The organism is Acidovorax sp. sif1233, from assembly GCF_019218755.1.
Taxonomy (GTDB): domain Bacteria; phylum Pseudomonadota; class Gammaproteobacteria; order Burkholderiales; family Burkholderiaceae_C; genus Acidovorax.
The window spans coordinates 171,955-198,798 of record NZ_JAHUWZ010000004.1 but is presented as its reverse complement, the minus strand read 5'-3'; the positions used below and the strand labels follow the sequence as shown (position 1 = coordinate 198,798).

The window sequence follows — 26,844 nt, the reverse complement described above, 5'->3', positions numbered from 1 at the left end:
TTTCGTGTCCGGGCCTGCGAAGCAACCGGTGTCCGCGCGCTAGACTGGCGGGCAGGCGCGGGCCCTGCCGGTTCGTTTCCCTTGCCGGTGCGGCCGGACGCTGCGCGCCGCCAGATCTTCCTGCCCCTTCCCATGCCTGCTCCCACCCTTGCTTCCCTGTACCAGCGCGCCATGGGCCCGGCCTTCGGGCGCCTGGCGCCTGCGCTGGCGCGGTTTCACAGCCTGTCGGGCCGGCACAGACTTCGGGGCAAGGTGGTGGTCGAGGCTCCGGCGGGCGCGATGGGCCGCCTGCTCGCGTGGGCGCTGGGGGCGCCGCTGCGTCCGGTCCAGGGCGACATCGTCTTCGAGCTGGATGCCACCCCCGGCGCCGAGGTGTGGACGCGTTGCTTCCCCGCGCGGACCATGCGCTCCACCCTGCGCGAATCCGGCGGCCGGGTGGTGGAGCATCTGGGGGCCGCGCGGCTGGGCTTCGTGCTCGATGAACAGCAGGGCCGGCTGGTCATGCGCTTGCAGCACCTGCATTTCCTGGGCATCCCTTGCCCCGCGTGGCTGCGCCCGCGCGTGGTGGCCGAGGAGACCGGGCGGGGCGATACCCTGCATTTCCACGTGCAGGCCACCGTGCCGTGGGTGGGGCGGGTGGTTCACTACCGGGGCCACCTGGTCGTGCCAGCCACCGAGGGGCTTCCTCCATGATCGTGGTGTTCGACGCGCAGTGCCTGCTGTGCAACGGCTGGGTGCGGTTCCTGCTGCGGCACGACCGCGCGGGGCGCATCCGTTTCGCCTCCATGCAGGGCGCCACCGGCCGGCGGCTGCTGGCCGGCGTGGGTCTGCAGGTGGATGGGCTGCAGACCCTGCTCGTCATCGAGGGTGGCCGCAGCTGGCAGCACACGGCGGCCATCCTGCGCGTGCTGCACCGCCTGGGGTGGCCCTGGCGCCTGGCCTGGTTGGGATGGCTGGTGCCCGCGCCCGTGCGCGACGCGCTCTACCGCCGGGTGGCGCGCAATCGCTACCGGATATGGGGGCGCTCCGAGACCTGCCTGGTGCCCGCGCCCGGGATGGCCACACGGTTCCTGGACTGACGCGGCATCGGGCCGCGCACGCCGTCACTCGCGGGGAAAGGTCACCACATGGTCCACCTGCGCGCGGATGCCGATCCATTCGCCCAGGGCGTGGTCGTGGTGGCTGGGCACGTGGGCCAGCATGGTCTGGCCGCTGGCCAGGCGCAGCGTGTAGAGGAATTCGGCGCCCCGGAACGACTTGCGCACGATCTGCGCCTGCACCGGCGCATCGTCGTCGTGCACGATGTCGTCGGCGCGCAGCAGCACATCGCATTCGCCGCCGGGGTAGCTGCCGGGCAGGGGGCATTCGTCCAGGTCGGTCAGTTCGCCCAGGGGCGTTTGCGCCACCACGTTGTTGCCGCGCTGCACCAGCGTGGCGGGGGCGAACACGCCGTGCCCGATGAAGTCGGCCACGAAGCGCGTGGCGGGGCGGTGGTACAGGGTGTACGCGTCGTCCCACTGGTGCAGGCGGCCCTCGTGCATCACGCCGATCACATCGCCGATGGCAAAGGCCTCGAACTGGTCGTGCGTGACGAACAGCGCCGTGGCGCCCGCGGCCTTCAGGATGCCGCGCACCTCGTGCGCGAGGCGCTCGCGCAGGTCCACGTCGAGGTTGGAGAAGGGCTCGTCCAGCAGCATGAGCTGCGGGCGCGGCGCCAGGGCGCGTGCCAGCGCCACGCGCTGTTGCTGGCCTCCGGAGAGTTCGTGCGGAAAGCGGTTCTCGCTGCCTTCCAGCCCCACCAGCTGAAGCACCTCGGTCACGCGCGCGGCCTGCTCGGCCCGGGGCAGCGCGTGGATGCCGAACGCCACGTTGCGGCCCACCGACAGGTGCGGAAACAGGGCGTAGTCCTGGAACACCATGCCGATGCGCCGCAGTTCGGGCGGCACGCTCAGCGCGGCACTGCTCACGAGGCCCTTGGTCAACCGGATTTCGCCGCCGCTCACCGGCTCCAGCCCCGCCACCGCGCGCAGCAGCGTCGTCTTGCCGCAGCCCGAGGGGCCGATCAGCACGCCGATATCGCCTGCGTGCAGGCCCAGCGTGACACCTTGCACCGCGGCCTGCGCACGGCCCGCATAGCGCACTTCGAGTTGGGAGACCTCAAGAAACATGTCTGCATTTTATGGGGTAGGGGAGTGAATGCTTAAAATTCGCATTTGCATTCCTGAGCGTTGCCCGGTTGCCGTCCGTGCGGGTGTGCGTTTTCTTCCCACCCCCTCTGCCGAGCTCCCGCCCCTTGCGCCGCACGCCCTTCGCCTTTCGCACCATTCCCCTGGTCCTGTTCGCAGGCTTTCTGGCATTGCCCGTGCTGGCGGTGCTGGCCTCGTGGCTTCCGTTCTCGCCCTCGGGCCCGGGCGACGCCCAGGCCGGGGCCATCCTGCGCGAGATGGCCGCCACCGTGCTGCCCGGCTATGTGTGGACCACATTGCAGCTGAGCGTGATGGTGGCGCTGGGCGCCGCCATCGTGGGCACCAGCGCCGCGGCGGCCGTGACGCTGTTCGACTTTCCCGGCCGCCGCACCCTGGAGTGGCTGCTGCTGCTACCGCTGGCCATGCCCGCCTATGTGACGGCCTACGCGTACACCGACTTCCTGCAGTTCAGCGGCCCCCTGCAGGTGGGCCTGCGCAGCACCTTCGGCCTCGAAGGTCGCCTCCTGCCCGAAGTGCGCAGCCTGGGCGGCGCGGTGTGGGTGTTCATCTTCTCGCTGTACCCGTATGTCTACCTGCTGGCGCGCACGGCGCTGGGCGAGCGTGCCGCGCACCTCATGGAGGCCGCGCGACTGCTGGGCGCGCCGCTGCCGCGCCGCATCCGCGCGGTGGCCCTGCCGCTGGCGCGCCCCGCCGTCGCCGCCGGCGTGGCGCTGGTGCTGATGGAAACCCTGGCCGACTTCGGCGTGGCGAGCTATTTCGGCATCCAGACCTTCACTACCGGCATCTACAAGGCCTGGCTGTCCATGGACAACCGCCTGGCGGCCGCGCAACTGGCCACCATGCTGCTGGTGGTGGTGATGGTGCTGCTGCACATGGAGCACCGTGCGCAAAAGCGCATGCGTTTTGCCACCGGCGGCGGGCGCGCGGGCTCGGCCGAGGCGCAGCCCCTGGCGCTGCGCGGAGCGCGCCGCTGGGCGGCATGGGCGGTCTGCACGGTGCCGGTGGTCATGGGTTTCGTGGCGCCAGTGGCCTTCATGCTGCGGCCGCTGGCGGCCGACTGGTCGGTGCTGCCGTGGGAGCGCTTCATGGAATGGGCCTGGCACAGCGTGCGCCTGGGCGGCATCACGGCCGCGCTGGCGGTGGCCATCGCGCTGGCGCTGGCCTTTGCGGTGCGCCGCCAGCCCGACCCCATCACGCGCGGCGTGGTGCAGCTGGCCAGCGTCGGCTATGCGGTGCCGGGCGCCGTCATCGTGGTGGGCCTGCTGCTGCCCGTGGGCTGGCTGCAGGCGGCCATGCCGCAGTGGGGCGTGGGCGCGCTCGTCACCGCCACGGCGTTTGGCATCGTCTGGGCCTACCTCGTGCGGTTCTGCGCGGTGGCCCTGCAGTCCATGCAGAGCGGCTACGCGCGCATTCCGCTCAGCCTGGACGACTCGGCCCGCATGCTGGGTGTCGGCAGCCGCGGGCTGCTGGCGCGCGTGCACTGGCCGCTGCTCAAGCGTTCCACCGCCGCCGCCGCGCTGCTGGTGTTCGTGGACGTGATGAAGGAGCTGCCCGCCACGATGGTGCTGCGCCCCTTCAACAGCGACACCCTCGCCGTGGTGGCCTACCAGCTGGCGCGCGACGAGCGGCTGGGCGAGGCGGCCTTGCCGTCGCTGGCGCTGGTGGCGGTGGGGCTGGTTCCCGTGATTTTGCTCAGCCGCACCCTGCGCAGCCGGGCCTGAGACCGTCAGCACGTTCCGGGCGCCTGCGCAATGAACAAAGCCGCCCGAGGGCGGCTTTGTTCATGGGGCATGTGAGCAGTGCCCGGGCGCTCGTTCATTCGCTCCAGTCGGCGTGCTTCTCGCACAGCTTGTTGGTTTCCTTGCCCTTGCGGGTTTCGGAGAAGGTCACCAGGTTGCCCTTGAAGTCCTCGGGCGTTTCGTTCCACATGCAGGTGCACCACGCCTGGGCCTTGGTCTGGCCCTTGATGGGGCTGGCTTCGTTGCCGCCCTGGTAGACCTTGGCGGAATGGCTCAGGCACTGGCGAAACTGCGCGTCGCCCGCGGGTGGGCGGTTGTAGTCATCTGCGGCGTGCACCGCGCTGCTGGCCGAAAGAACAAGGGCCAGGGCGGCGAAGAGGGGGGAGATTTTCATGGCGCAGATTCCCCGTGCGGGGGATGAAGAAGAGAGGGCAGGGATGGACACTGCCGCCCGTGAAACAAGGCGGCATCGTCAGTGTAACCATTGGATACATTTTTGGAGTCCGCCCTGCGGCTTTATCTTTGCCGGGCCCTGCCGCGTGGCGGCTCGCGGACGGTGGGCGTGCCGCCCCTGGCATGTTCTCTCACCCGGTTGCCGGGCGCGCCGCCACCAGCATGGGCATTGTTTGCTATCAATAGAATAGCTGTCAGCGCTTTACCCATGAGCGCTTGCGAGCCATTTTGCTCAAAACCCGGCGGGTGGTGCGCCGTGCCCGCGCACCACCGTCCGCAAGGCCGGTGATGCGGGAAGGCCCCCGGTTCAGGCCTGCGTGTAGGCGGTCTTCACCGTCGTGTAGAACTCGGCGGCGTAGCGGCCCTGCTCGCGCGGGCCGTAGCTGCTGCTCTTGCGGCCGCCGAACGGCACGTGGTAGTCCACGCCGGCCGTGGGCAGGTTCACCATCACCATGCCGGCTTGCGCGTGGCGCTTGAAGTGCGTGGCGTGCTTGAGGCTGGTGGTGGCGATGCCGCTGGCCAGGCCGAAGGGCGTGTCGTTGGCCAGGGCCAGCGCTTCGTCGTAGTTCTTCGCGCGCAACACGCTCACCACGGGGCCGAAGATCTCTTCGCGGTTGATGCGCATGCCAGGCGTGGTCTCGGTGAACAGGGCCGGGCGCAGGTAGAAGCCGGGTGCGCCGTCGGCGTTCTTCTCCAGGGCCTCGCCGCCGTAGGCGAGCTTGGCGCCTTCCTGCCGGCCGATGCCGATGTATTCCAGGTCCTGCGCCAGCTGGCGGTCGTCCACCACGGGGCCGATGTCGGTGCCGGCCTTGCGCGCGTCGTCCACCTTCAGGGTCTTCATCTTCTCGACCATGGCGGCCACGAAACGGTCGTGGATGCCCTCGGTCACGATCACGCGGCTGCTGGCGGTGCAGCGCTGGCCGGTGGAGAAGAAGCCGCTGTTGACGGCGGCGCCCACGGCCACGGCCAGGTCGGCGTCGTCCAGCACCACGAAGGGGTTCTTGCCGCCCATCTCCAGCTGCACCTTGGCGCCGCGCGGCACGCAGGCCGCCGCCACGCGCTGGCCCGTGCCCACCGATCCGGTGAAGCTCACGCCCGCGATGCGCTCATCTTCCAGCAGCACCTGGCCCACGTCCGAGCCGCGGCCCATCACCAGATTGAACACGCCGGCCGGCAGGCCCGCGCGGTGCAGGATGTCGGCCAGCGCCCAGGCGGAGCCGGGCACCACTTCGGCGGGCTTGAACACCACGCAGTTGCCATAGGCCAGTGCCGGGGCGATCTTCCAGGCCGGGATGGCGATGGGGAAGTTCCACGGCGTGATGATGCCGATCACGCCCAGGGGCTCGCGCGTGATCTCGATGCCCACGCCGGGGCGCACGGACGGCATCACTTCGCCACCGGGGCGCAGCGCCTCGCCGGCGAAGAACTTGAAGATGGCGGCCGCGCGGCCCACTTCGCCAATCGCCTCGGGCAGGGTCTTGCCTTCTTCGCGGGCCAGCAGGTCACCGAGCTCGGCCTTGCGGGCGATGATCTCGTTGCCCACCGCGTCCAGGATGTCAAAACGCTGCTGGGGCGTGGACACGCTCCAGGCCGGGAAGGCCGCGTGGGCTGCCGACACGGCCTCCAGCGCCTGCTCGCGGCTGGCCACGGCGTAGTCGCCGATCACGTCGCGGGTGTCCGAGGGGTTGGTGTTGCTATAGGTGCGGACGCCGTCTGTCCAGGCGCCGCCGATCAGGTTTGCATGCATGGCTGTGGTGGGTTGGTGAGTGAAGTGAAAAGGGTGTGCGGAAGGCAGTGCCTGCCCTCGGCGGAATGCCGCGCCGCACCCAGGGCCCGTGGCGGGGCGCCGACGGGCTGTGGCTGCGCAGCGTACCGCAAGGCCGGGTGGCGGTGGCGCGGCGCGGGCAGCTCGCCCGCAGGTGCCGGCCGCCATCTGCCGTCGTGCGGCCAATGGGCTTGAAAGCCTTGTTGTATGTCATCGTACAACATATCAGGCCTCACAGACCCGCGGGTTAGTACTGATGAGACAACCGGGCACTTCGCATCAAGCAGAGGAGGGGGCCGATGCCCACGGCGCGGGCGCGTCAACTCGCCTCGGCCTGCGCGCGCCGCCTGCGCTCGCGGCTGTTGGCCAGATGGGTGCGCATGGCGGCCCGCGCGGCGTCGGGGTCCTGGCCCACGATGGCGTCGTAGATGCTTTCGTGTTCGCCATTGACGCGGCGCAGGTACTGGCGCCGTTCATCGTCCCCCGAATCCGGTGAGGCCAGCCGCGCGCGCGGGATGATCATGCTGCCCAGCGTGCCCATCAGTTCGGCGAAATGGCTGTTCTGCGTGGCGCGCGCAATTTCCAGGTGGAACTGGAAATCCGCCGCCACCGCGTCGCGGCCGGCATCCACGGCGGCGGCCACCGCATCAAGCGCCTCGCGCATGGCCTTCAGGTTGGCCTCGGTGCGGCGCTGGGCGGCCAATGCGGCCGCCTCGGTTTCCACGCCGATGCGCAGCTCCAGCACCGCGATCACGTCGCGCAGCGTGCTGAACTGGTCGGGGGTGATCTTGAAGCCCGGTGCCTGCCCCAGCCCCAGCACAAAGGTGCCGATGCCGTGCCGTGTTTCCACCAGGCCGGAGGCCTGCAGCTTGGAAATCGCCTCGCGCACGACGGTGCGGCTGACGCTGAACTCGGCCATGATGGCCGCTTCGGTGGGGAGCTTGTCGCCCAGTGCCAGGCTGCCATCGCGGATGCGGTCCCCCAGGGAATCGACCAGTTCCAGGGCCAGGGTGCGAGGCTTGCGGCGAAGCGCGGTATCGGTGTTCATCTCTTGGTGTTATCCCTATGTGGCGCCGTGGGGAGAAGCAGTACATTGCATTTTTGTTGTACGACAACTGATGACGTTCAACAGAATCTGTTGCCACTGTACCAAGAACCCCCGCCTTTGTAACCGCCATGCCTTGCCATCCCACCGCCATCCGTTTCCAACGCTTGTTACTGACCGGGGCGGCCGGGGGGCTGGGGCGCGAGCTGCGCACGCGCCTGAAAGCCTACTGCGGCACCTTGCGCCTGTCCGACGTGGCCGACCTGGGCCAGGAAGGCGCGGGGGAAGAGGTGCGCCCCGCGCGGCTGGAGGATGCCGGTGCCATGCTCGCGCTGCTGGAGGGGGTCGATGCCGTGGTGCACCTGGGCGGCGTGTCCACCGAACAGCCCTGGGAGCCAATCCTGCAGGCCAACATCATCGGTGCCTACAACCTGTATGAGGCGGCGCGCAAGCAGGGCGTCAAGCGGGTGGTGTTCGCCAGTTCCAACCACGTCACCGGCTTCTACCGGCAAGACGAGGTGGTGGGCCTCAAGGACCCGGCCCGGCCCGACGGCCTGTACGGCCTGTCCAAGGCGTTTGGCGAAGACCTCTCCCGTTTTTACTTCGACCGCCATGGCATCGAGACGGTGTGCCTGCGCATCGGCTCCTCGTTCCCGGAACCCCGCAACCGCCGGATGCTCGCCACCTGGATGAGCTATGACGACCTGGAGCGCCTGGTGGTCGCCAGCCTGACCGCTCCGGTGGTGGGCCACAGCACCATCTACGGCATGGGCGACAACACCACCACCTGGTGGGACAACACGCTGGCGCGCCACATCGGCTACCGGCCGCAGGACAGCTCCGAGCCCTTCCGCGCCAAGGTCGAGGCGGCCGACCCGCTCCCCGACCTGACCGACCCCGCCGTGATCTACCAGGGCGGCCCGTTCGTGCGCACGGGTCCTTTCGAATGAGCGCCCCGATGACGCCCCCCGTGGACCTGCTGCTGCCCGACCACCGCGACCAAGTGGGCGAAAGCCCCGTCTGGAGCCCCGCCGAGCAGGCGCTCTACTGGGTGGACATCGAAGGCCGCCAGCTGCACCGCTGGACCTATGCGGACCAGCGCGTGCAAAGCTGGGAGACGGTGGAGCGCCCCGCCTGCATCGCGCTGCATGCGGCCGGCGGGCTGATCGCAGGCATGGACACGGGCGTCTTTCACCTGCAGCCCCAAGTGGGGGGCACCCTGGCCGCCACCCTGCTGGCCGGCGTGGACCACCCCCGGCCCGGCATGCGCTTCAACGACGGCCGCTGCGACCGCCAGGGCCGCTTCTGGGCGGGCACCATGGTGCGCGACATGTCGCTGGCGCAGGCCGCGGGCAACCTGTACCGCATGGACGCGCAGCGCGGCCTGTCGGCACCGCAGGTGCAGGGACTGGTCACGCAGAACGGCCTGGGCTTCAGCCCCGACGGCAAGACCCTGTACCTGAGCGACAGCCACCCGAGCGTGCAGCAGATCTGGCAGCTGCCGCTGCACGACGATGGGTCCCTGGGCGAACGCTCGCTGTTCGTGGACATGCGCGATCTGCCCGGCCGGCCCGACGGCGGCGCGGTGGATGCCGACGGCTGCTACTGGATCTGCGGCAACGACGCCGGCGTGGTGCACCGCTTCACGCCCGACGGCCGCCTGGACCGGTCCATCGCCGTGCCCACCAGCAAGCCCTCGATGTGCAGCTTCGGCGGCCCGGGGCTGGACGTGCTGTTCATCACCTCCATCCGCCCCGGGCAGCCCCAGGGCGACGACGTGGCGCTGGGCGGCGCCATTTTTGCCACCCGCCCCGGCGTGGCGGGGTTGCCGGAAACACCCTATCGGAGCGCCTGAAGACAACAGGCTTCGGAACTCTCCCCCATTCACAACACTTCAACCCAGGAGACAACCATGAAAATTCCCCAATTGATGGGCCGCGTGGCGTTTGCCGCCAGCATCGTGCTCGGCGGCCTCACCGCGCAGGCCACGGAATTCCGCTCGTCGGACATCCACCCCGAGGACTACCCCACCGTGCTGGCCGTGCGCCACATGGGCGAGACGCTGTCCAAGGCCACGGGCGGCAAGCACAGCATCAAGGTGTACGCCAAGGGCTCCCTGGGCATCGAGAAGGACACCATCGAGCAGACCAAGCTGGGCGCCATCGCCATGACGCGCGTGAACGTCGCGCCCATGAACAACATCTGCCCCGCCACCATGGTGCCCACCATGCCCTTCCTGTTCCGCGACAAGGAACACATGCGCAAGGTGCTCGATGGCGCCATCGGTGACGAGATCCTGAAGGACTGCGAATCGCAGGGCTTCGTGGGCCTGGCCTTCTACGACAGCGGCGCGCGCTCGATCTACACCGTGAAGAAGCCCGTCAAGACCCTGGCCGACGTCAAGGGCCTGAAGGTGCGCGTGCAGCAGAGCGACCTGTGGGTGTCCCTGCTCGAGGCCATGGGCGCCAACGCCACCCCCATGCCCTTCGGCGAGGTCTACACCGCGCTCAAGACCGGCCTGGTGGACGCCGCCGAAAACAACTACCCCAGCTACGAAAGCTCGCGCCACTTCGAAGTGGCCAAGTACTTCAACAAGACCGAGCACTCGATGGCGCCCGAGATCCTGCTGTTCAGCAAGCGCGTGTGGGACACGCTGAGCGCCGACGACCAGAAGGCCATCCGCGCCGCCGCCAAGGAATCGGTGGGCTTCATGCGCAAGATCTGGGACGAGCGTGAAGAAAAGTCCCTGGCCACCGTCAAGGCCGGCGGCGCGCAGATCGTGGAGATCGACAAGGCGGCCTTCAAGACGGCGATGAAGCCGGTGTACGACAAGTTCCTGAAGGACCCCAAGCTCCAGGACATGGTCAAGCGCATCGACGCGGTGCAGTAATCCTGGCGTTCCATGCCGCAGGGCCGTGCATCCTGCGGCGGGTCCCTCCTTCCGTCTTCTGAATGTTCTCTATGTACACGCGTCTTTGCGCCTTCATCGCGCGCTCTTGTCTGCAACTGGGGGTGGCGGGGCTGGTGCTGCTGGTCTGCGCCGTGCTCTACCAGGTCATCGGCCGCTACATCTTCAACAACACGCCGACCTGGGCCGAAAGCGGCGCGGTGCTGCTGGTGCTGTACGTCACCATGCTGGGCATGGCGGTGGGTGTGCGTGACGCGGGCCATATCGGCCTCGAATCGTTCCTGGTACTGGCGCCCGACTGGCTGCGCCACAAGCTGGAAATCGTGATCCACGTGCTGGTGCTGGTCTTCGGCGTGGTCATGGCCTGGAACTGCGGCGTGCTGGCCGAGTCCGTGGCGCCCTACAAAATTCCCACGCTCGGCATCTCCGAAGCGTTCAAGTACGTTCCCCCCGCGCTCGCTGGCGTGCTGGTGGCGATGTTCTCCCTGGAGCACATCATTGCCCTGGTCCGCGGCACAGAGGTCGAGCCCGCCTGGCATTGAGATGAAGCACACCCCCCTGAGCGCTTTCAGCGCTTCCCCCCGCTCTCGCATGGCTGCGCCACGCGGGCAGGGGGACGCAGCCCTCGCGGCGGGGCGGCCCTGGCTCGGCTGCCCTGGCCTGGGTCACGCCCGCCGCATGCGGAGCGCCCCGGGGACGATCGAAGCAATCCCTGCGTACCGCCCAGCACCCTAACGTTCCTGTAAAGATTCCACCATCATGGCGTTGACCATTCTGTGCGTGACCTTCACGCTCCTGCTGCTGCTGGGCGTGCCCGTGGCGTTTTCCATCGGCCTGTCGTCGCTGGCCACCATCCTGTATGAAGGCCTGCCGCTGGCCGTGGGCTTCCAGCAGATGATTTCGGGCATGAATCCGTTTTCGTTCCTGGCGATCCCGTTCTTCATCTTCGCGGGCGAGATCATGATGTACGGCGGCATCGCCGACCGCATCGTGGACTTTGCCAAGAGCGTGGCCGGCCATGTGCGCGGCGGTCTGGGCATGAGCAATGTGCTCGCCTGCACGCTGTTCGGCGGTGTGTCGGGTTCGCCCGTGGCCGACGTGTCCGCCATGGGCGCCGTGCTCATCCCGCAGATGAAGAAAGAGGGCTACCACGCCGACTATGCGGTGAACGTGACCACGCACGCCTCGCTGGTGGGCGCGCTCATGCCCACGTCGCACAACCTGATCATCTTCACCTTGGCCGCGGGCGGCAAGGTGAGCATCGCGGCGCTGATCCTCGCGGGCATCGTGCCGGCGCTGCTGCTCACGGTGTGCAATCTGCTGGCGGCCTACCTGGTGGCCGTCAAGCGCGGCTACCCTGCGGGCACTTTCCCCGGCTGGGAGATCGTGTGGATCTCCTTCAGAGCGTCAGTCCCCGGGCTGGCGGTGGTGGTCATCATCATCGCGGGCATTCTGTCGGGGGCGTTCACGGCCACCGAATCTGCCTCGGTGGCCGTGGTGTGGGCCCTGGTGCTGTCGGTCTTCGTCTACAAGAAGCTCACGCGCGAACAGTTCCTCAAGGCCGCCTCCAAGGCCGTCAAGACCACGGGCACCGTGCTGCTGCTGATCGGCATCTCTTCGATGTTCGGCTACCTCATCGGCCTGTACGGCGTGGCCGAGCTGACGGGCGATGCGCTCAAGTCCATGAGCACCTCGCCCTGGGTCATCTTCCTGTGCGTGAACATCATCCTGTTCGTGCTCGGCACCTTCCTGGACATGGCGGCCACCATCCTCATCTGCACGCCCATCTTCCTGCCCATCTGCCAGCAATTCGGCATGACCACCGAGCAGTTCGGCATCGTCATGCTCATCAACTGCGCGCTGGGCCTGAACACGCCGCCGGTGGGTACCACGCAGTTTATCGGCTGCACCATCGGCGGCATCTCCGTGGGCGAGGTGATGAAGACCATCTGGCCGTTCTACAGCGCACTCATCGTGGCGCTGATGCTGGTGACCTACGTGCCACAGTTTTCGATGTGGTTGCCGGACCTGGTGCTGAAGGCCGGTGGATGAGCACGGCCGTGCAAAACACGAAGCGGACATGAAGTGAACGACCCGATGCGAGAACCCCTCACCATCCGCATGCACGCGGACGACAACGTCGCCATCGTCGCCAACGACGGTGGCCTGCCCGCAGGCACGGTGCTGCCCGAGGGCGTGCCGGGCGCGGGCGTCACCCTGCGCGACAAGGTGCCCCAAGGCCACAAGGTGGCGTTGACGGACATGGCCGAAGGGGAGGTGGTGCGCCGCTACAACGTGCCCATCGGCTACGCGCTCAAGCCCATCCCGGCAGGCAGCTGGGTGCACGAGCGCCTGCTGCAGATGCCTTCGGCCCGCGCGCTCGAAGGTCTGCCCATGGCCACCGTGAAGTCGCCCGTGCTCGAACCGCTCACGGGCTACACCTTCGAGGGCTACCGCAACGCAGACGGCTCGGTGGGCACGCGCAACATCCTGGCCATCACCACCACCGTGCAGTGTGTGGCGGGGGTCGTGGCCCTGGCGGTGCGCCGCATCAAGGCGGAGCTGCTGCCGCTGTACCCGCAGGTGGATGACGTGATCGGCCTGGAGCACACCTATGGCTGCGGCGTGGCCATCGATGCGCCCGACGCCATCATCCCCATCCGCACCCTGCGCAACATCAGCCTCAATCCCAACTTTGGGGGTGAGGTCATGGTGGTGAGCCTGGGCTGCGAAAAGCTCCAGCCCGACCGCCTGTTGCCCCCGGGCAGCTTTCCCATCACCGACGAGCGTGATGCGGCGCTGGGCCCGGAGACCGTGTGCCTGCAGGCCGAAGAGCATGTGGGCTTCATGTCCATGCTCGACCACATCGTGCAAAGCGCGCGCCCGCACCTCACACGGCTGAACGCCCGCCGCCGCGAGACCATCCCCGCCAGCGAGCTGGTGCTGGGCGTGCAGTGCGGCGGCAGCGATGCGTTCTCGGGCGTCACCGCCAACCCAGCCGTGGGCTTTTGCGCCGACCTGCTGGTGCGCGCCGGCGCCACCGTGATGTTCAGTGAAAACACCGAGGTGCGCGATGCCGTGGAGCAGCTCACCAGCCGCGCCGCCACGCCCGAAGTGGCCCAGTCCATCGTGCGCGAACTGGGCTGGTACGACCAGTACCTCGACCGGGGCCGCGTGGACCGCGCCGCCAACACCACGCCGGGCAACAAGGCCGGTGGCTTGTCCAACATCGCCGAGAAGGCCATGGGCTCCATCATCAAGAGCGGCACTGCTCCGATCTCGCACGTGCTGGCCCCGGGCGAGAAGCTGCACCGTGACCAACGCGGCCTGGTGTACGCCGCCACGCCCGCCAGCGACTTCATCTGCGGCACGCTGCAGCTGGCCGCTGGCATGAACCTGCACGTGTTCACCACCGGCCGGGGCACGCCCTACGGCCTGGCCGAATGCCCCGTGGTCAAGGTGGCCACGCGCACCGACCTGGCCCGCCGCTGGAATGACCTGATGGACATCAACGCCGGCAAGATCGCCGACGGCGAGGCCAGCATTGAAGACCTGGGCTGGGAGATGTTCCACCTGCTGCTCGACGTGGCCAGCGGCCGCAAGAAGACCTGGGCCGAGCAGTGGAAGCTGCACAACGCGCTGGTGCTGTTCAACCCCGCGCCGGTGACTTGAAGTGACACCCCCTGAGTCGCTTCGCGCCTTCCCCCTCTCTCGCATTGCTGCGCAATCCGGGAGGGGGACGCTCCCAGCGCGGCGGGGCGGCCCTTGCACGGGAGCTCTGGCTTGGCCCGCGCCCGTTGCATGCGGCGGGGTGAGGCATAGGTAAATGAATCATTGAAATGTCGTTCTTGCAGCCTGCGTCCCTGAGCGCTTGAACACCCCTCAACAGCCCGTCTTAGCGCGGGCTGTTTCACTAGAGAGACACGATTTCACATGGGTCACATCCGATTTTCCGACCGCAAGGTCGTCGTGGCGCTGGCGCTGCTGTGCTGCCTGCTGTGGGGCAGCTCGTACCCTGCCATCAAGACCGGCTACGCCTGGTTTGGCATTGCCAGGAGCGACATTCCCTCGCAGCTGGTATTCGCCGGTTGGCGCTTCCTGGGGGCGGGGCTGATCCTGCTGGCCTGGGCCGTGGCCATGCGCAAGGCCGTCTGGAGCCTGGGCTTTGCAGCAGGGCGACAGCTGGTGGTGCTGGGCCTGGCGCAGACCACGCTGCAGTACGTGTTCTTCTACGTGGGGCTGGCGCACACCACCGGGGTCAAGGGTTCGATCATGAATGCCACGGGCACGTTCTTCAGCGTGCTGCTGGCGCACTGGGTCTATCACAACGACCGACTGAGCCACGCCAAGCTCTGGGGCTGTGTGGTGGGATTCGCGGGCGTCATGGTGGTCAACCTGGGGCGCGGTACGCTGGACATGGACTTCACGCTGCTGGGCGAAGGCTTCGTGGTGATCGCGGCCTTGGTGCTGGCTGCCGCCAGCATCTACGGCAAGCAGGTCTCGCAGCGCATGGACTCTGTGGTGATGACAGGCTGGCAACTGGGACTGGGTGGCGCCGCGCTGCTGGCCCTCGGCTGGGGCCTGGGGGGCTCGCTCTCGGGCTTCACCTGGGGCTCGGCCGCGCTGCTGGTGTACTTGGCGCTGTTGTCGTCGGCCGCGTTCTCGCTGTGGAGCATCCTGCTCAAACACAACCGCGTGAGCCAGGTCACGGTGTTCAACTTCACCGTGCCGATCTTTGGCGCGGCGCTGTCGGCACTGTTTTTGGGCGAGGCGCTGTGGGAGTGGAAGAACCTGCTGGCCCTGGTGCTGGTGTGCGCGGGCATCTGGCTGGTGACGCGCGATGCGCCAGCCGCGCCACCCGCCGCCAAATAGATGCCACCTAAACTTGCGGCCATGGCTTACTCCCTTTCCCGCAAAGCGTTTCAACAAGAGCTCCACGGCCAGCGCACCGACCTGTTCACCTTGCGTGGCGCGGGCGGGCTGCAGGTGGCCGTGAGCAACTACGGCGCCCGCCTGGTGCAGGTGGCGGTGCCCGACGGGCAGGGTGGCCTGGCCGATGTGGCGCTGGGCTACGACAGCCTGCAGGGCTACCTGGACGGCCAGCTCTCCATGGGCGCATTGATCGGGCGCTGGGCCGGGCGTTTGCGCGCAGGCAAGCTGACCCTGCCGGATGGTTCGCTTTTGCAATTGCCCACCAACAGCGGTCCCCACCACCACCATGGCGGTCCCCGGGGCAGCCGCTTCCAGGTGTTTGCGGTGGAGGAGGTGCGGGCCGATGCGCTCACCCTGGGCCACACCTTTCGCACCGAAGACGACGGTGTGCCGGGCACGGTGCGCCTGCAGCTTCGCTTGCAGGTCACGGCCGACAACGCGCTGCACATGGCCTGGACGGCCGAGGCGCTGTACGCACCCACCGTGCTGAACCTCACCGGGCATGCGTTCTTCAACCTGGCGGGCCGTGGCAGTACCCACGGCCACACCCTGCAGGTGCCCGCCAGCCGCTATGTGCCGCTGGCCGCCGACGTGTGCCCCACGGGCGCGCTGGCTGGCGTGTTGGGCACGCCATTCGACTTTCGCGAGGCCCGCCGCGTGGGCGATGCTGTGGCGGTGCCCAGCGAACAACTGGCCCAGGCCGGCGGGCTGGACCACTACCTGGTGCTGGACGAGCCGGATGCATCCCGTGCGCCGCCCGTGTCATCCATCACCCCGTCGGGCCTTCGGCTGGCCGCGCTGCTGAGCGAGCCCGTCAGCCGCCGTGCGATGGAGGTCTGGAGCACAGCGCCCGGCGTGCAGGTCTATGCGGGCCATGGCCTGAAGGCGGACCCGGCGCGGGACCGGGGCCGTGGCGCGCGGCAGGGCAACTGGCTCTGGCAGCCGGGTGACGGTATCTGCCTGGAACCCATGGAGTACCCCGATGCGCCCAACCACGCCGCCTTTCCCATGCGCTGGTTGGCGCCCGGGGAGGTGGTGCGGGGCGCGATCGTGTACCGGTTTCGCGGCCTCTGAGCGCGGTGGCCGGCGAGGGTCCCGATTTTCGGCAGGTCGCGCTACCATGCCACCTGGCTTTCAACCGAGGTCGCTCATGGATACAACCGTTGCACCCAGCACTGACTGGAAGGAAGTGGTGGCGCCCGACGAAGCCCGGCGCTTTGCCGGGTATGCGCGCCAGTTCGCCGAACTACAGGCGCGCAAGTCGCACAAGTACGGCAACGGCCGTGGCCTGCACCGCAAGCAGCTCACCGCCGCGCGGGGCCAGCTGCAGGTGCTGGGCGATCTGCCTGCGTTTGCGTCCCACGGGCTGTTTGCCCAGCCCGCACAGTACGACGTGCGGGTGCGGCTGAGCAATGGCGGCATGGACAAGGCCTCCGACCGCAAGCCCGACATCCGGGGCTTTTCGTTCAGCGTGCTGGGGGTGAAGGGCGATTCCGCCCTGGGCAACGGGCCCGCCAAAAGCCAGGACTTCACGCTCATCAACCAGGAGAAGTTCGCCTTTCCCCAAAGCGGCGAGTTCGTGGACTTTGTGGTGGCTGCCTCGCATGGCGGCGGCGCGCTGATCAAGTTCCTGGTGCAGCGCCACGGGCTGCTGGGGGCCGCCAGGCAGATCGCCAAGACGGCCAAGACTTTCGGCCGGCCCTTCGGCGGCTTTGCCGCCCATGCCGTGCACAGTGCCGCGCCCATCGCGTGTGGGCCCTATGCGGTGCGCGTGCGTCTGGTGCCCCATGTCGCCAATGGCGCGCCGGTCACCCAGGTGCAGGACGATTGGAACGCCGAGTTTTCGACCCGCCTGCGCCAGCAGGACCTGGTGTGGGACCTGCAACTGCAGCCCTTCGTGGACGAGGCCACCACCCCCATCGAAGATGCCAGCGTGGACTGGCCCACACCCTACACCACCGTGGCCCGGCTGACCCTGCCCCGGCAGGATCCTGCGGCCGACCCCGCGCTGGCCGCCGAGGTGGAGGCCGCCGTTTTCGACCCCTGGCAGGCACTGGCGGCGCACCGGCCGCTGGGCGACGTGATGCGCGCCCGCAAGGTGGTGTACTTCGAGAGCCAGAAGGGGCGCGGGGCGGTGTAGCCTGAGTCGCCCCGAAGCGGCTCGCAAAGCCCGCCGAAGCGGTTCTGGCCGGGCGCCGTGTCGCAGGCAGCACGAGGAGGAGCACCACAACAGGCGGCAACGTTCGACGCGCCGAGCCTGGCGCGTTCCCGGCTCTAAGTTTCGTCTAAGTGTTGGTGCCCACACTGCCCTCCATCGCAACTCCGATGGGAAAGGCACCACACCATGAACACCACGACGCTGACCTCCACCCCCCGCCGCCTCATCCTGGCCCTGGTGGCCGCAGGCGCGGTGGGTGCCACCGGCGCGGGCCTCATCACGGGGCACCAGGCCCGGGCCCTGACTCCCTCCGCGCCCATCGTGGCCCAGACCCCGGCGGCCCCGGGCGGCGCGCTGCCCAGCTTCGCGCAGATCACCGCGCAGAACGGCCCTGCCGTCGTCAACATCAGCGTGACGGGCAGCACCAAGACGGCGATGGCCAATGACGACGAGGACGATGACGAAGGGCGGCCCACAGCGCGCCAGCGCCGGGGCCCGCAGATCGACCCGAACGATCCGTTCTACGAGTTCTTCCGCCAGTTCGGTTTTCCCGGCGGGGGTGCGCAGGGCCAGCCCAACGTGCCCACGCACGGCCAGGGCTCGGGCTTCATCGTGAGCCCCGACGGCCTGGTGCTGACCAACGCCCATGTGGTCAAGGGCGCGAGCGAGGTCATCGTCAAGCTCACCGATCGGCGCGAGTTCCGGGCCAAGGTGCTGGGCTCCGATCCCAAGACCGACGTGGCCGTGCTCAGGATCGACGCCAAGAACCTGCCCACCGTGCGCCTGGGCAGCACGCGCGACCTGCAGGTGGGCGAATGGGTGCTGGCCATCGGCTCGCCCTTCGGCTTCGAGAACAGCGTGACGGCGGGCGTGGTCAGCGCCAAGGGCCGCTCGCTGCCCGACGACAGCCTGGTGCCCTTCATCCAGACCGATGTGGCCGTGAACCCCGGCAACTCGGGCGGGCCGCTGTTCAATGCGCGCGGCGAGGTGGTGGGCATCAACTCGCAGATCTACAGCCGCTCGGGCGGCTACCAGGGCGTGTCCTTCTCCATCCCCATCGAGCTGGCGGCCAAGATCAAGGACCAGATCGTCGCCACCGGCAAGGTGCGCCACGCGCAGCTCGGTGTGGCCGTGCAGGAGGTGAACCAGGCGTTTGCGGAATCGTTCGCGCTCGACAAACCCGAGGGTGCGCTGGTCGCCAGCGTCAGCAAGGGCAGCCCGGCCGACAAGGCGGGCCTGCAGGCCGGCGACGTGATCCGCCAGGTGGACGGCCAGCCCATCGTGGCCTCGGGCGACCTGCCCGCCTGGGTGGGGCAGGCGCAGCCGGGCCAGCAGGCCAGGCTCTCGGTGTGGCGCCAGGGCAAGCCGCTAGAGCTGACCGCCACGCTGGGTGATTCCAGCGACAAGGCCAGCAAGCAGGCGCGCAACGACGATGCCGTGGGCAAGGGCCAGCTGGGGCTGTCGCTGCGCCCGCTGGACCCGCAGGAGCGCCGCGAGGTGGGCGTGAGCGAGGGCCTGGTGATCGAGCAGGCGCGGGGCCCCGCCGCGGCGGCCGGTGTGCAGCCGGGCGATGTGCTGCTGGCCATCAACGGCGCGCCGGCCCGGAACATCGAGCAGGTGCGCACGGCCATGGCCAAGGCGGGCAAGTCGGTGGCGCTGCTCATCGAGCGCAACGGCGACAAGATCTTCGTGCCGGTGCGCCTGGGGTAGGCCGTGGGGGCGGCCCGCCGTCGGAAAAGATCCTGCGGCGGGCTGCGCGCATCAGCGCGGCAGCGCCTCCACTTCCTTGGTCCAGCGGTCGATCAGGCGCCTGCGCTCTGCGGCCTTGCCGTATTTCTCGAAGTCGTATTTGATGAGCTTGACGTTGTCCAGCGTCGGGATGCGCGGGTCCATCTTGAAGCTCTTGTTGGCGGGCACCTGGTAGCTGCCGACCTGGGCGCCCACGGCCTGGCCTTCGGGGCTCATCAGCCAGTCGTAGTATTTCTTGGCGTTCTCCATGTTGCGCGCGCCTTTCACCAGCGCGATGCCGCCCACCTCGTAGCTGGTGCCTTCGCAAGGCGCCTGGGTCTTGACCGGGTACTTGTCGGCCTTCCACTTCTCGAAGTTGAACATGAAGGTAATGCCCACGCCCACCTCGCCCTTGGCCACGTTGGGTGCCTGCGCCTGGCCGCTGCGGGTGTAGGTGGTGGTGTTCTTGTGCAGCGCCTTGAGGTAGTCGAAGGCCTTCTCCTCGCCCATGAGCTGCACCAGCCCCGCGATCACCGTGTAGGCCGTGCCGCTGGAGGCAGGGTGCGAGATTTCCACTTCGCCCTTGTACTGGGGCTTGATCACATCGGCCCAGCACTGCGGCTCGGGGAGCTTTTTCTTCTTGAGCGTCTCGGTGTTGTAGCCAAAGCCGATGGCCGAGCTGTAGAAGCCCCCCACCTGGTGGCCCGACATCGCGTACTGGCGCACGCTCCAGCCGTGCAGGTCATGCAGGTAGGCCGGGCGGTATTCGGCCAGCAGGCCCTGCTCGGCCGCTTGCAGGAAAGGGTCGCCCGTGCCGCCCCACCAGATGTCGGTCTTGGGGTTGTTGGCCTCGGCGCGCAATTGGGCCGCGATCTCGCCCGTGCCTTTGTGGGCCTGGTTGACCTTGATGCCGGTCTTCCTGGTGAACTCCTTGGCGGCCGCTTCGCACCAGGGGGCGTCGGTGCTGCACAGCGCGTTGACCGCGCCCTGTGCCTGGGCGCCTGCCGACAGCGCGGCCAGCACGGCCGCGGCGGAAATGAACCGAATCTTGTGGAATGCCATCGATCTTGCTCCTTGTTCTCTGTTGGTATGGATCGAACTGAGGGTCGGGCAGTGGGCCCGACGCACGATGATTGTGACAGTGATGTGACAGAAAAACGGCGAACGGGATGCTCCGCATTGCGGTGGGCCGTGGCGCCACCGCTATCCTTTGAGGGGCGATTCCCCTCGATCCATTGAACCCATTGCCATGCGCCTCCTGCTTGTTGAAGACGACCCCATGATCGGCGAAGCCGTGCAGGACCTGCTGCGCGCCGAGCACTACGCCGTGGACTGGGCGCGCGACGGCGATGCGGCCGACACCGCCTTGCGCACCCAGCCCTACGACCTTGTGCTGCTGGACCTGGGCCTGCCCAAGCGCGATGGCCTGGCCGTGCTGCGCGACCTGCGGGCCCGCAAGAACCGCACCCCCGTGCTGGTGGCCACCGCGCGCGACGCCGTGGCCCAGCGCATCGAAGGGCTCGACGCCGGGGCCGACGACTACGTGCTCAAGCCCTATGACCTGGACGAGCTGCTCGCCCGCATCCGCGCGCTGCTGCGCCGCGCCGCCGGGCGGGCCGAGCCGGTGTACGAGCACAAGGGCGTGTGCATCAACCCCGCCACGCGCGAGGCCACGGTGCAGGGTGTTCCCGTCGTGCTCTCGGCGCGCGAATGGGCGGTGCTGGAGCCGCTCATCGCCCGGCCCGGCATGGTGCTGTCGCGCCAGCAGCTCGAAGACAAGCTCTACGGCTGGGGCGACGAGGTGAGCAGCAACGCGGTGGAGGTCTACATCCACGGCCTGCGCAAGAAGCTCGGCGCGGAGGTGCTGCTCAACGTGCGCGGCGTCGGCTATCTCGTACCCAAGGCATGACCCGCAAGCTCACCCAGGCCCTCCAGGGTCTGCTTCCCCGATCCTTGCGCATGCGGCTGCTGGTGTTTCTGCTCGCGGCCATCGTGCTGGCCGGGGCGGTGCAGGGCGCGCTGGCCTACCGGGGCGCGCTCGCCGAGGCCGATGCGCTGTTCGATTACCACATGCAGCAGACCGCGCTGGCCCTGCGTTCGGGCCTGCCGGTGGATGCGCAGGGCCTGGGGCCGGGCCTGGACCCCGAGGACGAGAACCACGAATTCATCGTGCAGGTGTGGACCAACCAGGGCCTGCGCATCTTTGAATCGGCCGTGGGCGCGGCCCTGCCGCAGATCGCCGTGCTGGGCTTCACCGACGTGCAGGCGCGCGGCGGCACCTACCGGGTGTTTTCGATGCAGACGCGCTCGCAGGTCATCCAGGTGGCGCAGAACATGGCCGCGCGGCGCGACATGGCCCGCAGCCTGGCGCTGCGCACGCTGGCGCCGCTGGCCATCATGGCGCCGCTGCTGGTGCTGGCCGTGTGGTGGGGCGTGAGCCGCTCGCTGGCCCCGGTGGAGCGCGTGCGCCGGCAGCTGGCCCAGCGGCAGGCCGACGACCTCTCGCCGGTGAACGACGCGCAGCTGCCCGACGAAGTGCAGCCGCTGGTGAGCGAACTCAACCTGCTGTTCGAACGCGTGCAGCGCGCCTTCACCGCCCAGCAGCACTTTGTGGCCGATGCGGCGCACGAGCTGCGCTCGCCCCTGGCCGCGCTGCGCCTGCAGCTGCAGGGCCTGCAGCGCGCGGGCGACGATGTGGCGCGCGCCGCCGCCATCGAACGCCTGTCCGCCGGCATCGACCGTGCCACGCGCCTGGTGGAGCAACTGCTCACCCTCGCCCGGCAAGAGGCCGGAACGGCCGCCACCGACCCCGTGGACCTGCGCGCCGTGGCCCAGCTGGCCCTGGCCGACGTGGCCCCCGCCGCCCAGGTGCGCGGCATGGATGTGGGCCTGCTCGATTCCGACGCCGCCACCGTGCCCGGCAACGCCGAGGCCCTGCGCATGCTGGCGCGCAACCTGCTCGACAACGCCATCAAATACACTCCGCCCGGCGGCCGGGTGGACCTGCAGGTGTGCGCCGACAACGGCCATGCCGTGCTCACGGTGGAAGACAGCGGCCCGGGCATCGCCCCCGAACACCGCGAGCGCGTGATGCAGCGTTTTGTGCGCGAAACCGCCGATGGCGCTCCCGGCAGCGGCCTGGGCCTGGCCATCGTGCAGGCCATCGCGCAAGGCCACGGCGCCACCGTGCAACTGGGGGCCTCGCCGCGCCTGGGCGGCTTGCTGGTGACCGTGCGGTTTGGTGCAGGTCTGCTGGCGGCAAACCCCCTGGACGCAGGCGCCATGGGTTGATGGCGCTTCAAATTTAATAGCTTTTGGCGCTTGATGGATAAGCGCTGGAGGCCAAAAACACTCAAAATCTGAAGGCTGGAGGTGTCTGCAGACACCGTCGCCTCTGCGCCAGGCCCCGTGGGCGCGCCGCCGCACAATGCGCAGGCGCCGCACCCACTGTGGCGCCCTGTCTCCCATTGCCCAAGGAAGCACCCGCATGCACTTCATCGTTCTCGGCGCAGGCGCCATTGGCTGTTATGTGGGGGGGCGCCTGGCAGCGCACGGCCAGCCGGTCTGCCTGGTGGGGCGCCCGCATGCGCTGGAGCCCATCGCCCAGCAGGGCTTGAAGGTGACGGACCTGGACGGGTTCGACCGCACCGTGCCCGTGTCTGCGCTGCGGCTGGCCCCCACGCTGGCCGACGCCGCCCCCGGCGCCGACAGCATCATCCTGCTGTGCGTCAAGAGCGGCGCCACCGAGTCCGCCGCGCGCGAACTGGCGGCGGCCTGCGCGCCCGGCACCCCCGTCATCTCGCTGCAGAACGGCGTGGACAACGTGGCCCGCGTGGCGGCGCTGGCCCCCGGCCTGAACGTGCTGGCGGGCATGGTGCCGTACAACGTGGTGCTGCGTGGCGCCCAGGTGCACCGCGCCACTGCGGGGCATCTGCAGCTGCAGCGCGACGCCGCCACCGAGCGCATCGCGCCGGTGTTCGATGCGGCGGGCCTGGCCACCGTGCTGCCCGCCGATATCCGCGCGGTGCAGTGGGGCAAGCTGCTGCTCAACCTGAACAACCCGGTCAATGCGCTGTCGGACCTGCCCTTGCGGCAGGAACTGCTCGACCGCGACTGCCGCCGCGTCTTCGCCGCCCTGCAGACCGAGGCGCTGCGCGTGATGGCGCGCGCGGGCATCACCCCCGCCCAGGTCACCGCCGTGTCGCCCACGCTGCTGCCCCATGTGCTGCGCCTGCCCAACTGGCTGTTCACCCGGCTGGCCAAACGCATGCTGCAGATCGACGCCAAGGCGCGCTCCTCGATGTGGGACGACCTGGAAGCTGGGCGCGTGACCGAGATCGATGCGCTCAGCGGCGCGGTGGTGCGGCTGGCGGCGCAGCATGGGGCACAGGCACCGCTCAACGCGCGCATGTGCGAACTGCTCGGCGGCCCGCGCCAGCGGCTGAGCGGCAAGCAGATGCGGCGGGCGCTGGGGCTGTGACCAGTCAGGCCAGCGCCCTGTCCAGCGGCACCCGCAGGCCCGACTTGAGGCTGCCCAGCGCCACCGAGGTGCGAAAGCGCCGCACATTGTCATCCCCCTCGAACAGCCGCTGCGTCAGGGCCTCGTAGTCCGCCATCGACGCCACGGTGACCACCAGCAGGTAGTCGGCCTCCCCCGTCACGCTGTAGCACTGCTGCACCGCGCCCTCGGCCGCGATGCGCGCGCGCAGCGGGGCAGTGCGGTCGGGGCGCTCGTTCTCCAGGTGCACCTCCAGCACGATGGTCAGCGGCATGCCCACTTTCACCGGGTCGAGCACGGCCACGTTGGCGCGGATGACGCCGCTGTCGTGCAGCCGCCGGATGCGCCGCTGCACGGCGGGCGCCGACAGGTTCACCGCCTGCGCAATCACCCGCTGGGGCGTGGTGTTGTCGGTCTGCAGGATGTCCAGGATCGCGAGGTCGAAGCGGTCGAGCGGGGGCGGGGTGGGCATGGAATCCTCTCAAGCAGCGAGCGAAAGTTGCGTGCATGGCCCGAAATAAGAGAAAAAAGCACGCACGGGTCGAACTATATTTTTACCCATGACCGCGTCGCGCTTTCAACGATTCTTTCCCTTCCTGGCTGTTCTCGGCTCCGTCACCGCCCTGGGCATTGGCACGTCCTGGGCCAAGCAGCTGCTGTTTCCCGCCGTGGGCGCGCAGGGCACGACCGCCTTGCGCGTGGGTTTTTCCGCCGTGCTGGTGCTGCTGCTGTGGCGGCCGTGGCGCTGGCGGCTGTCGCGCGCGGATGCCGCAGCCCTTGCCTGCTATGGCGCGGCGCTCGGGGGGATGAACCTGATGTTCTACATGTCGCTGCGCACGCTGCCGTTTGGCCTGGCCGTGGCCATCGAATTCTCGGGGCCCCTGGCGGTGGCCATCTGGTCGTCGCGCCGCGCGGTGGATTTCGTGTGGGTGGCCCTGGCGATGGCCGGGCTGGGCATGCTGCTGCCGCTGGGGCTCAACGGCAGCACCCTGGACCCGGTGGGGGTGCTGTATGCCCTGGGCGCGGCCGTATTCTGGGCTCTGTACATCGTGTTCGGCAAGCGCGCCGGGCACCTGCACGCGGGGCATTCGGTATCGCTGGGCCTCCTGGTGGCGGCGCTGGTGGTGGTGCCGGTGGGCGTGGCGCATGCGGGCGCTGCGCTGCTGTCGCCGGCCTTGCTGCTCATCGGGGTGGCGGTGGCGGCGGTCTCCAGCGCCATTCCGATCTCGCTGGAGATGATGGCGCTCAAGCGCCTGCCCAAGGAGGCTTTCGGCATCATGATCAGCATGGAGCCCGCCGTGGCCGCCGTGCTGGCCGTGGGCCTGCTGGACGAGCACCTGAGCCTGCTGCAATGGCTGGCCATCGGCTGCATCGTGGCGGCGTCGATGGGAAGCGCGTTCACGGCGGGGCGGTCCGCCGCACCGGGGCACGCCGCGCCGCATCCGGCCTGACACGGCGGGCGTTGCCCGCCGCGACGGTTCCGTCGCGGACAGGCTCCAGTCTGGCGGGCGCGGCCCTCTCTCCGATCCCTTGCCCACCCGATGGCGGCTCGGCGCGGGGCGATGCCTGGGTTGTGCTACCGCGATTCCCACACCCGAACCTCGCGGTGGCCTACGTCATCGCGCCGCCGCCTTTTCTACCGTGGAAGCCATGGAGGGATGGCACGCTGGCATCCCCGATGCCCGCCCGGGCGCGGCCCCGCGCCGGGGGGCAGGAGCGGTGGCCGTCCGCTGGACGCTGCACCGATCGATATACCCACCACAGCCCCTACAGGAGTCGCCCATGCGCATTCCCCCGCTGCCCCAATCCGAAGTCGACGAGGCTGAACGCAAGGTCAGCGCCATCCTGGAAGACCTCGAAGAAACCACCGATTCCGATGTCAAGGACATCGACCTGGAAGACGTCGTGGAAACCGATACCGCCAGCGGCAAACCCGCCGTGCACCAGACCGTGGACATCACCGTCCAGCCGCGCGCCCGGCGCAAGTGGCTCAAATGACGACCATGCCCCAGGAGATGGGTGGCCTGCGGTGGGCCTGCCTGCCCGCCGGTCACCCGGTGGCCGAACCCCGGCCTTCGCGCCACTGCAGCACACGCGCCACCAGTTCGGCATAGCCGGGCTCGGCGTGCGCCAGCAAGGGCAAGCCCGTCTCTCGCACCGCGTGCCCGACTGCCGGGGCCCACTGCGGGGTTCCAGGTTCTGCCTGGCTGCGGGCCATCTTCCCCAGCACCAGTTCCTGGCCCCAGAAGTACACCTGCTGCGCGTGCACGTTCGACTGCATGCGCTGCACATCCGCCAGGGCCTGGGGTTCGGCCAGCCCGAGCCAGATGTCGGCATACAGAAAATCGACGGGCGCGCCCTGGGGTTGCCATTGCAGCGCATCGGACTGAACCAGTGCCACCTTGCGCGCGGCGGCATCGGGCAGCCCCTCCAGCACACGGCACAGGCCAAACAGCTGCAGCACGTCCTGGTCCCGCTCGACCACCGTCACGCGGTCCACCGCCGGCTGCAGCGCCATGTTGGCCGCAACCCAGCCCATGCCCAGCCCCATCACGACGACGTGGCCGCGGACGTGGCGCAAGGGCAGCTCCTGGCTTTCGATTTCCATGGGCGAGAGCGACATCCAGGTGTCCCACCCGCCCTCGCCGTTCTCGCGCATCAGCACGGCTGAACCCGAGGCGACACACGGGCCGCTGTGGTAGCCGCAGTCCAGCCCGACGCCGCCACGCCTGATCCGCCAGGGGCCCACGGCACCATCAGGGTAGTGCGGCGTGTGCCAGGGCGATGTGAAGACGGGCAACCCGAGCGCTTGCGCCAGCACGCTGGCGGAAGGCTCTGAAAAGGAAGCGGCGGGCAGAGGAGGGGATGGTGGCGGTGTGGACACGCGGCTATCTTAGAGGACGCCTTCGTGGCCGGAAGCAGGGCGCGGTGGTCCAAGATCGGCCCCCGCCCGGACGTCTTTCACGCCTGGGGCCGTGCCTTGGTTGCGAGTGTCCGGGTTCAAATGCGCGCGATGGGCCGGGTCGAGCACGGCATCCGGCCTGGCGCGTGGTGCTTTCAGCTACGGCTCTCCCATCGGAGTGCATCCTCTGGCGGGCTTGGTTTGTGGCCCGCCTCCTACGGCAGCACGCCACGGTACGGCGCCCAATGGGCTTTCTGCCCAAGGAGCGCACCATGGCCACCGACCCCAACGAACACCCCGCCCACCGAGTCCCCGAGGAATTTCCTCTGCCCCCGGGCGATCTGCCGCCCAGCACCGAACCGCCGACCCTGCCACCACCACCGCAGCTGCCCGATGGCTCCGGTCCAGATCCTTACCAGGGCGAAGTTGAGAACGAGGACGATGACCCGGTCGGCAAGCCGCCGAGGATGTGAGCCCATAGCCGCCGCTGGCGCTCCGCCTGAGCGAGG

26 protein-coding genes are annotated in these 26,844 nt (G+C 68.9%); 19 read left to right on the top strand and 7 right to left on the bottom strand.

What is annotated here, in order from left to right; all coding sequences use genetic code 11:
- Positions 1-132 precede the first annotated feature (132 nt).
- Together KW843_RS15325 and KW843_RS15320 are read left to right on the top strand one after the other, a co-directional pair.
- Entirely contained in the window at positions 133-693 is a 561-nt protein-coding gene (locus KW843_RS15325) for a DUF4166 domain-containing protein (RefSeq protein ID WP_218296016.1), read from the top strand.
- Entirely contained in the window at positions 690-1,079 is a 390-nt protein-coding gene (locus tag KW843_RS15320; RefSeq protein ID WP_218296015.1) for a thiol-disulfide oxidoreductase DCC family protein, read from the top strand. The genes KW843_RS15325 and KW843_RS15320 overlap by 4 nt, the downstream gene beginning before the upstream one ends.
- Before the next feature lie 24 nt (positions 1,080-1,103).
- Here the strand turns inward: KW843_RS15320 and KW843_RS15315 are convergent, their stop codons facing one another.
- Positions 1,104-2,168 (bottom strand): ABC transporter ATP-binding protein, encoded by a 1,065-nt coding sequence (locus tag KW843_RS15315; RefSeq protein WP_218296014.1) that lies wholly within the window; start codon positions 2,166-2,168, stop codon positions 1,104-1,106.
- Between the two features lie 125 nt (positions 2,169-2,293).
- Between KW843_RS15315 and KW843_RS15310 the strand changes: the two genes are divergently transcribed.
- Complete coding sequence (locus KW843_RS15310) at positions 2,294-3,928, top strand: iron ABC transporter permease (RefSeq protein ID WP_218296013.1); 1,635 nt, start codon at positions 2,294-2,296, stop codon at positions 3,926-3,928.
- A 94-nt stretch (positions 3,929-4,022) separates the two neighbouring features.
- Here the strand turns inward: KW843_RS15310 and KW843_RS15305 are convergent, their stop codons facing one another.
- The 3 genes from KW843_RS15305 to KW843_RS15295 form a co-directional block, all read right to left on the bottom strand.
- Positions 4,023-4,340, bottom strand: a complete 318-nt coding sequence (locus tag KW843_RS15305; RefSeq protein ID WP_218296012.1) for a hypothetical protein — start codon at positions 4,338-4,340, stop codon at positions 4,023-4,025.
- Positions 4,341-4,706: 366 nt separating this feature from the next.
- Entirely contained in the window at positions 4,707-6,146 is a 1,440-nt protein-coding gene (locus tag KW843_RS15300; RefSeq protein WP_218296011.1) for an aldehyde dehydrogenase family protein, read from the bottom strand.
- 337 nt (positions 6,147-6,483) lie between these two features.
- On the bottom strand, positions 6,484-7,212 hold the full coding sequence (locus KW843_RS15295; protein ID WP_218296010.1) for a FadR/GntR family transcriptional regulator: 729 nt from the start codon (positions 7,210-7,212) through the stop codon (positions 6,484-6,486).
- 128 nt (positions 7,213-7,340) lie between these two features.
- On the opposite strand from KW843_RS15295, the gene KW843_RS15290 reads away from it, so the two are divergent.
- The 10 genes from KW843_RS15290 (at position 7,341) to KW843_RS15245 (ending at position 18,917) form a co-directional block, all read left to right on the top strand.
- The gene (locus tag KW843_RS15290; RefSeq protein ID WP_218296009.1) at positions 7,341-8,159 is read left to right on the top strand and encodes an NAD(P)-dependent oxidoreductase; all 819 of its coding nucleotides are present in this window, start codon (positions 7,341-7,343) and stop codon (positions 8,157-8,159) included.
- 8 nt (positions 8,160-8,167) lie between these two features.
- A complete protein-coding gene (locus KW843_RS15285) occupies positions 8,168-9,064 on the top strand; it encodes an SMP-30/gluconolactonase/LRE family protein (RefSeq protein ID WP_218296008.1) in 897 nt (298 codons plus the stop codon).
- A gap of 57 nt (positions 9,065-9,121) precedes the next feature.
- Entirely contained in the window at positions 9,122-10,099 is a 978-nt protein-coding gene (locus KW843_RS15280) for a TRAP transporter substrate-binding protein (RefSeq protein WP_218296007.1), read from the top strand.
- A gap of 71 nt (positions 10,100-10,170) precedes the next feature.
- Entirely contained in the window at positions 10,171-10,659 is a 489-nt protein-coding gene (locus KW843_RS15275) for a TRAP transporter small permease (RefSeq protein ID WP_218296006.1), read from the top strand.
- Between the two features lie 217 nt (positions 10,660-10,876).
- Positions 10,877-12,169 (top strand): TRAP transporter large permease, encoded by a 1,293-nt coding sequence (locus KW843_RS15270; protein WP_218296005.1) that lies wholly within the window; start codon positions 10,877-10,879, stop codon positions 12,167-12,169.
- A 45-nt stretch (positions 12,170-12,214) separates the two neighbouring features.
- Entirely contained in the window at positions 12,215-13,789 is a 1,575-nt protein-coding gene (gene garD, locus KW843_RS15265) for a galactarate dehydratase (RefSeq protein ID WP_255594786.1), read from the top strand.
- Positions 13,790-14,050: 261 nt separating this feature from the next.
- A complete protein-coding gene (locus tag KW843_RS15260) occupies positions 14,051-14,989 on the top strand; it encodes a DMT family transporter (protein WP_218296003.1) in 939 nt (312 codons plus the stop codon).
- A 21-nt stretch (positions 14,990-15,010) separates the two neighbouring features.
- On the top strand, positions 15,011-16,123 hold the full coding sequence (locus KW843_RS15255) for an aldose epimerase family protein (protein WP_218296002.1): 1,113 nt from the start codon (positions 15,011-15,013) through the stop codon (positions 16,121-16,123).
- 76 nt (positions 16,124-16,199) lie between these two features.
- A complete protein-coding gene (locus KW843_RS15250; RefSeq protein WP_218296001.1) occupies positions 16,200-17,189 on the top strand; it encodes a catalase in 990 nt (329 codons plus the stop codon).
- A 204-nt stretch (positions 17,190-17,393) separates the two neighbouring features.
- On the top strand, positions 17,394-18,917 hold the full coding sequence (locus KW843_RS15245) for a DegQ family serine endoprotease (protein WP_218296000.1): 1,524 nt from the start codon (positions 17,394-17,396) through the stop codon (positions 18,915-18,917).
- Between the two features lie 51 nt (positions 18,918-18,968).
- Here KW843_RS15245 and KW843_RS15240 read toward each other — a convergent pair whose 3' ends face one another.
- The gene (locus KW843_RS15240; protein ID WP_218295999.1) at positions 18,969-19,997 is read right to left on the bottom strand and encodes an ABC transporter substrate-binding protein; all 1,029 of its coding nucleotides are present in this window, start codon (positions 19,995-19,997) and stop codon (positions 18,969-18,971) included.
- A gap of 187 nt (positions 19,998-20,184) precedes the next feature.
- Between KW843_RS15240 and KW843_RS15235 the strand changes: the two genes are divergently transcribed.
- From KW843_RS15235 to KW843_RS15225, 3 genes are all read left to right on the top strand, one after another.
- Positions 20,185-20,844 (top strand): response regulator transcription factor, encoded by a 660-nt coding sequence (locus tag KW843_RS15235; protein WP_218295998.1) that lies wholly within the window; start codon positions 20,185-20,187, stop codon positions 20,842-20,844.
- The gene (locus KW843_RS15230; protein WP_218295997.1) at positions 20,841-22,226 is read left to right on the top strand and encodes an ATP-binding protein; all 1,386 of its coding nucleotides are present in this window, start codon (positions 20,841-20,843) and stop codon (positions 22,224-22,226) included. The genes KW843_RS15235 and KW843_RS15230 overlap by 4 nt, the downstream gene beginning before the upstream one ends.
- A gap of 196 nt (positions 22,227-22,422) precedes the next feature.
- The gene (locus KW843_RS15225; protein ID WP_218295996.1) at positions 22,423-23,415 is read left to right on the top strand and encodes a 2-dehydropantoate 2-reductase; all 993 of its coding nucleotides are present in this window, start codon (positions 22,423-22,425) and stop codon (positions 23,413-23,415) included.
- Between the two features lie 4 nt (positions 23,416-23,419).
- On the opposite strand, the gene KW843_RS15220 is transcribed toward KW843_RS15225, so the two are convergent.
- Positions 23,420-23,905, bottom strand: a complete 486-nt coding sequence (locus tag KW843_RS15220) for an Lrp/AsnC family transcriptional regulator (RefSeq protein WP_218295995.1) — start codon at positions 23,903-23,905, stop codon at positions 23,420-23,422.
- An 88-nt stretch (positions 23,906-23,993) separates the two neighbouring features.
- Between KW843_RS15220 and KW843_RS15215 the strand changes: the two genes are divergently transcribed.
- On the top strand, positions 23,994-24,884 hold the full coding sequence (locus KW843_RS15215) for an EamA family transporter (protein WP_218295994.1): 891 nt from the start codon (positions 23,994-23,996) through the stop codon (positions 24,882-24,884).
- 331 nt (positions 24,885-25,215) lie between these two features.
- Positions 25,216-25,431, top strand: a complete 216-nt coding sequence (locus KW843_RS15210) for a hypothetical protein (protein ID WP_218295993.1) — start codon at positions 25,216-25,218, stop codon at positions 25,429-25,431.
- 52 nt (positions 25,432-25,483) lie between these two features.
- Here KW843_RS15210 and KW843_RS15205 read toward each other — a convergent pair whose 3' ends face one another.
- Entirely contained in the window at positions 25,484-26,317 is an 834-nt protein-coding gene (locus KW843_RS15205; RefSeq protein ID WP_370628503.1) for a hypothetical protein, read from the bottom strand.
- 290 nt (positions 26,318-26,607) lie between these two features.
- Between KW843_RS15205 and KW843_RS15200 the strand changes: the two genes are divergently transcribed.
- Positions 26,608-26,808 (top strand): hypothetical protein, encoded by a 201-nt coding sequence (locus tag KW843_RS15200; RefSeq protein WP_218295992.1) that lies wholly within the window; start codon positions 26,608-26,610, stop codon positions 26,806-26,808.
- Positions 26,809-26,844: the final 36 nt, after the last annotated feature.